Source organism: Dietzia sp., from assembly GCF_036741115.1.
Taxonomy (GTDB): Bacteria; Actinomycetota; Actinomycetes; order Mycobacteriales; family Mycobacteriaceae; genus Dietzia.
In genome coordinates this window covers 1-7,992 of record NZ_DAINST010000105.1, presented here as the reverse complement: position 1 = coordinate 7,992, position 7,992 = coordinate 1, and the positions used below count along the sequence as shown (strand labels likewise).

At 68.8% G+C, this 7,992-nt stretch carries 8 protein-coding genes and 1 pseudogene; 3 read left to right on the top strand and 6 right to left on the bottom strand.

Annotation, left to right across the window (positions count from 1 at the left end; genetic code table 11):
* The 5 genes from V7E05_RS12960 to V7E05_RS12940 form a co-directional block, all read right to left on the bottom strand.
* Positions 1 to 673: alpha/beta fold hydrolase (locus tag V7E05_RS12960; protein ID WP_333620058.1), on the bottom strand; the 673-nt coding region annotated here is incomplete at its 3' end.
* Positions 674 to 736: 63 nt separating this feature from the next.
* Entirely contained in the window at positions 737 to 1,987 is a 1,251-nt protein-coding gene (locus V7E05_RS12955; RefSeq protein WP_333620057.1) for a cytochrome P450, read from the bottom strand.
* Between the two features lie 54 nt (positions 1,988 to 2,041).
* A complete protein-coding gene (locus tag V7E05_RS12950) occupies positions 2,042 to 2,299 on the bottom strand; it encodes a helix-turn-helix transcriptional regulator (RefSeq protein ID WP_333620056.1) in 258 nt (85 codons plus the stop codon).
* 171 nt (positions 2,300 to 2,470) lie between these two features.
* The gene (locus tag V7E05_RS12945) at positions 2,471 to 3,055 is read right to left on the bottom strand and encodes a hypothetical protein (RefSeq protein WP_333620055.1); all 585 of its coding nucleotides are present in this window, start codon (positions 3,053 to 3,055) and stop codon (positions 2,471 to 2,473) included.
* A gap of 2 nt (positions 3,056 to 3,057) precedes the next feature.
* Positions 3,058 to 4,419, bottom strand: a complete 1,362-nt coding sequence (locus V7E05_RS12940) for a PspC domain-containing protein (protein WP_333620054.1) — start codon at positions 4,417 to 4,419, stop codon at positions 3,058 to 3,060.
* A gap of 150 nt (positions 4,420 to 4,569) precedes the next feature.
* Between V7E05_RS12940 and V7E05_RS12935 the strand changes: the two genes are divergently transcribed.
* Together V7E05_RS12935 and V7E05_RS12930 are read left to right on the top strand one after the other, a co-directional pair.
* Positions 4,570 to 5,943 (top strand): ATP-binding protein, encoded by a 1,374-nt coding sequence (locus V7E05_RS12935; protein ID WP_333620053.1) that lies wholly within the window; start codon positions 4,570 to 4,572, stop codon positions 5,941 to 5,943.
* Positions 5,944 to 5,997: 54 nt separating this feature from the next.
* Entirely contained in the window at positions 5,998 to 6,717 is a 720-nt protein-coding gene (locus V7E05_RS12930; protein WP_333620052.1) for a response regulator transcription factor, read from the top strand.
* 81 nt (positions 6,718 to 6,798) lie between these two features.
* Here V7E05_RS12930 and V7E05_RS12925 read toward each other — a convergent pair whose 3' ends face one another.
* Positions 6,799 to 7,182 (bottom strand): VOC family protein, encoded by a 384-nt coding sequence (locus V7E05_RS12925; protein WP_333620051.1) that lies wholly within the window; start codon positions 7,180 to 7,182, stop codon positions 6,799 to 6,801.
* A gap of 364 nt (positions 7,183 to 7,546) precedes the next feature.
* Between V7E05_RS12925 and V7E05_RS12920 the strand changes: the two are divergent.
* A pseudogene (locus tag V7E05_RS12920) lies at positions 7,547 to 7,992 on the top strand (hypothetical protein); the annotation flags it as partial.

Genomic DNA, 7,992 nt, shown 5'->3' with positions numbered 1-7,992 from the left:
CGTACGCATCGACGGCGCCGGCCGGTACGGCGTCCCCGTACAGCGAGCGCAGTAGTGCGGCGCCGTCGGCGAGGAGGGCGTCCCGCGAGCCCTCGGGATCTTCCCGGATGCCCGTGATGTACGCGCCCTTCTTCTGCTGGGCCTCGTCCGTGGCCGTGGTCTCGAGGATCCCGATGGGGTTCGGCGTCGACATCACCGTGAGGCTGTGCAGCCGCTCCGGGTGCCACGCCGCATACATCCACGCCATGACCCCGCCCCAGTCGTGCCCGATGAGGTGGAAACGCTCGATCCCGAGTTCTGTGGCGATGGCGTCAAGGTCCTCCGTGAGCTCGGCGACCGTGTAGTTCTCCACGCCGTCCGGTCGCGCCCCGGGGCTGTACGCGCGCTGATCGTAGGCGACCACCGCGATGCCGCGGGCGAGGAGCTCGCGCGCGATGCCCTCCCAGCTCGAGGCGAATTGGGGCCAGCCGTGGACGAGAATCGCCATCTGGGGGTCTCGGCCTTCGCCGTCATTCCCGGAAGAGCCGGGTGTGGCGCGGAAGCCGGAGAAGGTGAGGCCGCGCGCCGTCACCGTGAGTGGTTCCCCGCCCAGGCGGGTGGCGACCGAGGCGTTGTCGTGGGAGGGCGCGCCCGAGGGGTGGGTGTCGGAGGTGGAGCCGTCATTGCACGTCATGCCCGCACGATAACCCCCTTCGTCCATGACGGCGGACCGCGCTATTCGCCGAGGCCCAGCCCGTTACTCCTGGAGCCCTTCGGCCTCAAGGTGGCGGAAGCCGCGGGTAAACGGCGACGAGATCCGCTCGGCACCCGCAGTGTCCACGACGATCGACGGGAACGCCGCGTAGATCTCCTCGATGGCGACCCTCGCCTGGAGCTTCGCGAAATGCGAGCCGATGCAGAAGTGCGGACCCTGCGAGAACGCCAGGTGGCTCGTGAACTCTCTACGGATGTCGAGGTCGGCGGCAGTCGGGCCGAACTCCCGTTCGTCGCGGTTGCCCGAACCGTAATACATCATCACCTTCGCCCCCTCCGGGATCGTGACGCCGGAGATGCTGTGCTCCCGAGTGGTCGTCCGGGCGAGCGCTTGAACGGAGGATTCGCGGCGGAGGCATTCCGTGAGCGCGCCGGGGACGAGCGACGGGTTGGCGAGGACGTCCGCGCGCTGGCTCGGGTGCTCCGTGAGCTGGCTCAGCGTGTGCGAGACGAGATTGCCTGTGGTGTCGTTGCCGCCGGCGACGATGACGAAGCAGAAGCCGAGGACGTCCCAGTCGGTGAGCATCTCGCCCTCGTATTCCGCGCGGAGGAGGGCCGAGATCAGGTCGTCGGGGACATCTCGCCCCGCATCGATTTCTGCGCGGCGGGCTGCGACGCTCTGGCCGAAATAGTCGAACATCTCGGATACCGCGACGACAGCCTTCTTGCCGAGCCCGCCGAACGCGAATCCGTTGTCCTGGATCGTGGTGAGCGCGTCGACCCACGGATCTAGGAGCTTCCTGTCCGCCTCTGGCAGCCCGAGGAGGAAACCGAGGACGAAGGTGGGAATGGTGGTCGAGTAGCCGGTGTGGATGTCGATGCGCTCGCCGTCCGCGGCGCGGGTCTGGAGCTCCGCGATGCGTTCGCGGGCGAAGGTGCGCAGCGCCTCCTCCGTTCCCGCGACCCGCTTGCGGGAGAACGCCGTGGCGACGAGCCTGCGCTTGAGCGAGTGTTCGGGCGGATCCATCATCACCAAGGTGGGGGCGAGCCCGAGCGCGGCGATCTCGTCCTCGTAGAACGTGAGCCCGTGTGCGGAGGAGAACAGACTCGGCTCGCGAACCGCCGCGGCGATATCCGCGTACCGCGAGAGTGCCCAGAACTCCGGCACGCCCTGATCCGGTCGAGCCGGGTGGTGGAGGACCGGTTCGTGGTCCCGCATCTCGGCGTACGTGGGGTAGGGGTCGAGGAGGACTTCTGGATCGAGCGGATCAAAGACCACCGATTGTTGAGTCATGCCCTCTATTTGACACCTCTTGTTAATCGGTGTCCCGGAAATCGCGTCTCGGGCTCAGGCCTCCTCGTGGGCCATGTCCTGCCAGCGCTGGTAGCGACGCTGCAGCTTGAGCCAGAGGTCCTCGCTCGAGCCGAAGGTCTCGGCGATGCGGTGCCCGGTGTCGTTGTCGTAGGGGCTGTGGTCGTTGAGGAACTCCCGGGCCCGGTCTGGGGCGACGCCGATCTTCCCAGCGAATTCCTCCACCGTCCATTCCCTGGCATCCAGCTCGGTGCGCAGGAGCACTCCGGGGGACAGTGCTGGGGAGGAATACATGGTGGGGCCTTTCGCTGTCAAGGGTCGTCTTACGTAGGTGGGCCGCGGGTGTGCGTTCCCTTTGCGTGCCGTGCACTTGGAGTGTCGAAGTGATCCGATCGTTCCCGGCGGATTCTCGATAGCCCTGATCACCTCTAATGACGCCGAACGGGTCTAGCGTTACGCCGCAGCTCAGCGACGCATGGTGAAGAGCACCACAATCGAGAGCACGAGGATCACCGGGGTGGCGAGGAGAAGGGCGCCGGTGACGTTCGTGCCCAGGCTCGCGGCGGCCACCCCGCTGGCCAGGAACAGCAACCCGAGGAGGAAATACATGACCGATCCGCGTCGGCCCTTCTCGGCCGGGACGTCCGGGACGGCCACCGCAGGGGCGACCGGGGCAAACGAGCCGACCTGTCCTCCTACGGAGGGGAGCGGTCCGGAGAGGAGGTTGCCCGAGTCGGAAAAGCGTGGGGGCGCGAAGGGCTGGTAGCCGGGCGTGGCTGCATTTCCGGTGGGGGCCCAGGTGGCCGCCGCACGTCGCGGTCCGGATGTACTGGCAGTGCCGTCAAGTCCGGAGGGGCCAGCGGTTTCCGCCGCCTCGGCAGGCCCCATTCCCGGAGGGGTCGGAAGCGGCTCGTCGACCTCGACGATGTGCCTCTGCGGCGCCCCGAGCGGGTATTGGCCCAGGGCGGCATCAATCGTGGGCTCGTTTCCCGGGTAGGCCGCGCCGGCGGAATCGCTGTGGGAGGGCTGATCGTGCTCCGGGTTGCTCATGGCTACTGCACCTTTACTTCGCTGGCGAATAGGTTGACGGCGACCTCGATGGTCGGCTTGTCGTCCGAGTTGCCCGGGCCGGTGGCCGGGTAGGTCTTCGACTCGCAGGAGGACATCGCCGTCCCGTCGCAGTGGATCGCGATGTTGTGATCGGAAGACGGCGAGATGGTCACGGACGAGGCGACCGCGTTGAGCTCGGTCTTGTAGTCGGTGGCCTCGAGCTCGTCGAAGCGCACGGTGAGATCGCTCCCGGCCGCGTTGATGCCCTGGTCGATCTGAGCTGGATTGGCCGTGACGGCGGAGGATTCTCCGACGAACCCCTCCGAGGCCCCGGAAGGTAGGCGGCCATCGTTCTGCGAAAACCCGCGGATCTCGTCGACGTTGATGTTGTCGCCGAGTCCCGTGGCCACGAGCGAGGCGCCGAGAAGGAGGGCGATGGGGAGCAGCCCGAGTCCGTGTTTGCGGAACGAGCCGAGCATCATACCGGCGCCGACCACGACGAGCGCCACGGCGAGTCCGGTGAACACGGGGTGGCGGCCGACAAAGAATCCGGCAATCACTCCCGCCGCGGCCGCGATGCCCAACGTGATCCACGTGAGCGCAGCGCCCCCGCGCTTCTTCCCCTTTCCTTCTTCTGCCCTGACCGTGGGGTCGGGTGGATCCGGGAGATCCCAAGCGAACCGTGCTGCGCCGAGTGGGTCCCACGCCGGAGGGGTCACCCCGTCGTCGTAGCGCTGCTCTGGCATGGTGCCCCTGTGCGCTCCGGCTCCGTAGTCGGCGGGACGGCCGGGGCGGCCCTGGCGCTCCCACTGCTGCATTTGCTGCTTGGTCATCATGTACGCGGGCGAGGCCGGCGGCATGGAGCTGCGGGGCCCTGTGGAATATGCCCAGAGCATGTAGCTCGGCGGCTCCGGACGCGAGCGGTACAGCGCGTACAGCCCGACGAGTAGCACCGCGGAGACGACCCATGTCGCGGCGTCGATCCCGGAGCCACCGATGGAGTTCCACGGTCCGCAGAAGAGGAACAGGATCGACAACACGATGGGGAGGAACAGCGATTTGTGCTCCTCGCGCCGGTGGAACATCGTCTCGTGGACGCGCAGCTGGTTGTCCTGGTACTTGAACAGGACCGCACACGCGAGGTAGAGCGCGATACCGGCCCCGCCCATGAGCGCCGAGACGACGAAGACGACCCGGACGAGCGTCGGATCGATGTCGTAGCGGTGGCCGATCGCCGAGGCGACGCCGGCCAGCTTCTTCGAACCTGCCGGCCGCACCGGTCGCGTGGCCCAGAGGTCCTTGATCTGGTCGCTGAAGTCCCGCGCCGTGCGAGAGTCCGGCTCCTGGGGTTGTGTCGTGGTCATGGACTCAATGGTTGTCCGTCTGGGCTCTCGTGACCATTGGGGATATCCCCGAGATTTCTCGGGCCCCGGCTCCGGGGTCGCTCGGGGGCGAGTCGAATCCCAGGGTTGTCCCCGATTCGCTCGGGGGCTCGAATTTGTTTGGATGGGGACATGGATTCTGCTGCGCACGCGTCCGCCGGCGGCGGCTCCGCCTCCGATGGGCGGGCGGCCCCCACGGACACGGCGGTCTCCGGCGCCTCCGGGGTCGCCGGGGTGGCCGGTGCCTCTGGCGGGGTGGTGGCGCGCCGCGCCTTCCCCGGACCGCGGAAGATGTACCGCAATCCGCGCCGGGGGATCCTCGGCGGCGTCTCCGCCGGGGTCGCAGAGTATTTCGGCTTCGGCCCGACGACGGCCCGGATCGCTTTCGTGGTCCTCGCGATGCTCGGCTTCTTCGGCGTGATGCTCTATGCGGGGCTGTGGCTCGTGCTCCCGGCGCGCCCCAGGACGCCGGAGCTCTCGCCCGAGGAGCTCAAGAAGGAGCGGCGCACCGGGTATTGGTGGGTCTTCGGCGGGATCATCGCCGCCGTTGTCGCGGGGTCGATGGCGGTCTCCGCGCTGTTCATGGTCGCGGTTCCGCTCGTGGTGGTCGCCGCCGGCGCAGCTGTCGTGTGGCAGGCCTTCGACTCTGCGGGCGCGGCGACGGAGGACGGCGATTCGAGCTCCGGTTCGGTGCTCAGCCGCCTGCGGGGCGATAGGTTCGCGCTGTTCCGCCTCGGCGGCGGCGTGGTGCTCGTGGTCCTCGGCCTCGCGGTGATCCTCTTCCGCGAGGTCAACCTCGCGGAGATGGGCTCGGCGGTTCTCGCCGTGCTGGTGACCCTCGGTGGTATCGCGCTGCTCACCGTGCCGCTGTGGATGCGGATGATCCGCACGGTCGAATCCGAGCGCGCCGAGAAGGCGCGCGAACGCGAGCGTGCGAATATCGCCTCCCACCTGCATGACTCCGTGCTGCAGACGCTCGCCCTGATCCAGAAGCGCTCGGGCGATTCGGCAGAGGTGACGCGGCTCGCCCGCCGTCAGGAACGGGAGTTGAGACAGTGGCTCTTCGAGGCGGGGGAGAGGCGTAGGAACGACCCCACCTCGGTGGCCGCTGGTGTCGAGCGGGTGTGCGAGGAGATCGAGGATAATTACGGGCTCGCGGTGAGCCAGGTGGTCGTCGGCGGCGATATCCCGTTCGGCGAGCACGAGGAGGCCGCGCTGGCTGCGGCGCGCGAGGCGTTGGTCAACGTGGCGAAGCACGCCGAGGTCGAGCACGCGGACGTCTACTGCGAGATCCTCGACGACGGGGTCGTCGAGTTGTTCGTCCGTGACCGGGGCGTGGGCTTCGATCCCGGGGCCGTCCCCGAGGACCGCAAGGGGCTCGCCCTCTCGATCCGTGAGCGGGTCGAGAGTTACGGAGGGAGCGTGCGCGTTCGCAGTAGGATCGGGAACGGTACGGAGATTGCCATCCGTATGCCGCGCTCGGCGCCGAATGGCGCCGCCGTCTAGTCGGCCCTCGCCGTGGGCCTCCCGGGGCGCGGCCGATGCTTCGAGGAGATGCCGTTGTCCCCGCAAGCCACCGCCGGCCGGTGCACTGTCTACCTGGTCGACGACCACGCCGTCTTCCGCGCGGGAGTGACGGCTGAGCTTGCCTCCTCCGAGGCGATCGAGGTGCTCGGCGGCGCGGGCACCGTCTCCGAAGCCGTCGCGGGGATCGTCGCGGAGACACCCGATGTGGTCTTGCTCGACGTGCATATGCCTGACGGCGGAGGGCCCGCTGTTCTCCGGGGCGTCCAGGACGCGATGGGCGGCGAAGCGCCGCGTTTCCTCGCGCTCTCCGTCTCCGATGCCGCGGAGGACGTGATCTCGGTGATCCGCGGAGGCGCCCGCGGCTACGTGACCAAGACGATTTCCGGGGACGAGCTCGCCGAGGCGATCGGCCGGATCGCGGAGGGTGATGCCGTGTTCTCCCCGCGCCTCGCGGGCTTCGTGCTCGATGCCTTCGCCGGACAGCCGCCGGCCCCCGCCGAGGCCTCTGCAGCGGCCGGTGGACCCGCGGCCGGCGCGCTGGTGGCCCAGGACCCGGAGGTCGAGTCGTTGACCCCGAGAGAGAAGGAAGTCCTGCGCTTCCTCGCCCGTGGGTACACGTACAAGGAGATCGCCGAGGAGCTGTTTATCTCGGTGAAGACCGTGGAAACCCACGCCTCCAACGTGCTGCGCAAGACGCAGCAGTCCAACCGCCATGCGCTCTCGCGCTGGGCAGCGTCCCGGCGGCTGGACTGACGCACCCGGCGGGCCCTCGCCGGGGGCCGGGCCGGAGACAGCGCTGGCGAGGAGCATCGAGATGGACATCGCGGCAGCCGCTCAATCCACCGGTGCGACCCGGATGAGGTTGCCGTCTGGATCCGCGACGACGAAGGTCCTGCCGAAGACCGCGGTGTGTGGCTCGTGGATGACGGTGATTCCCTTGTCGACCCAGCGCGCGTAGAGCGCGTCGACCTCCGCCTCCCCGCCGGGGACGGTGAGCCCCATCTCGCTGCGGGCGACGGGCTCGCCCTCCGGCAGTTCGGCGCCGCTCCACACGGCGAAGGTTGCGCCCGGGGCGATCTCGAACGCGATGTAGCGCGGGCTGGTGAACACGGGCTCGACCTCGAAGAGATCGCTGTAGAAGCGGGCGGCCTCGGCGGCGTCGCGGACATAGTTGATGAAGTCGCGGACATAGTTGATGAACATGTTGGGCGCGGGCATGTGTTCCTCCTGGTGTGCTGATGCGGCTGCCGCCGATGCCGATGCCGATGGCGACGTCAATGATGTTTGCAGCCGGGTACGACATTGCGCCGCCGACGTGTGCTGCCGGATGTTCGAAGCATTGCGCGCGATCCCCTACAGGTGGGGCTGGGGTGCGCGCGACAGTAACGCCGTTACCAGGAGCTTTAAAGAGCCCTGAGCTGCTCTATTGAAAATCGTCGGACCCCTGGTGTTCACTACTTCCCGAAGCGAAAAGATTTTCGAATGTGCGACATGTGTTCGTATGCGGAATCCGGGGAAGGGGGTGGCGGTCGTGCATCTGGCGCAGGCGGAGAGGCGGACGGAAACGCCGGCGGAGGCAGGCGTGGCGGCGGACGTCGAGAAGGTGGACGCGGCCTCTGGGGATCGGCGCGCGGAGACCGTCGCGGCGCTCAGGCGCAAGATCGCTGCGGTCCCCGGGACGGGTGGCGTGCGCGCGAACCGGGTCGGGGTGGAGCGGGGCGCCGGCTCGGGCGCGGATGCGGCCTCGGGCACGGGCGCGGACGTGGACGTCGACGCGGGTGCCGCCGCAAGCGCGTCCGGCGTGGGCATTCTCCGGGAGGCGTCGCGCGAGGGGGATCCCGCGGGGGCCGGGAGGTCCGGTGCGTCCGGGGAGGATCGCGTGCGGTTCGCGAGTATCGGCGCCATCCCCCTCCCGCGGGATCTCCGCACGCTGGTGCCCTCGGGTGTGGTCGAGCCCGGCGCCGTTGTCGCCCTCGGGGGAGGCCACGGCGCGGGGGTGGCGCTCGTCGCCGCGGCCCCGACCGCAGG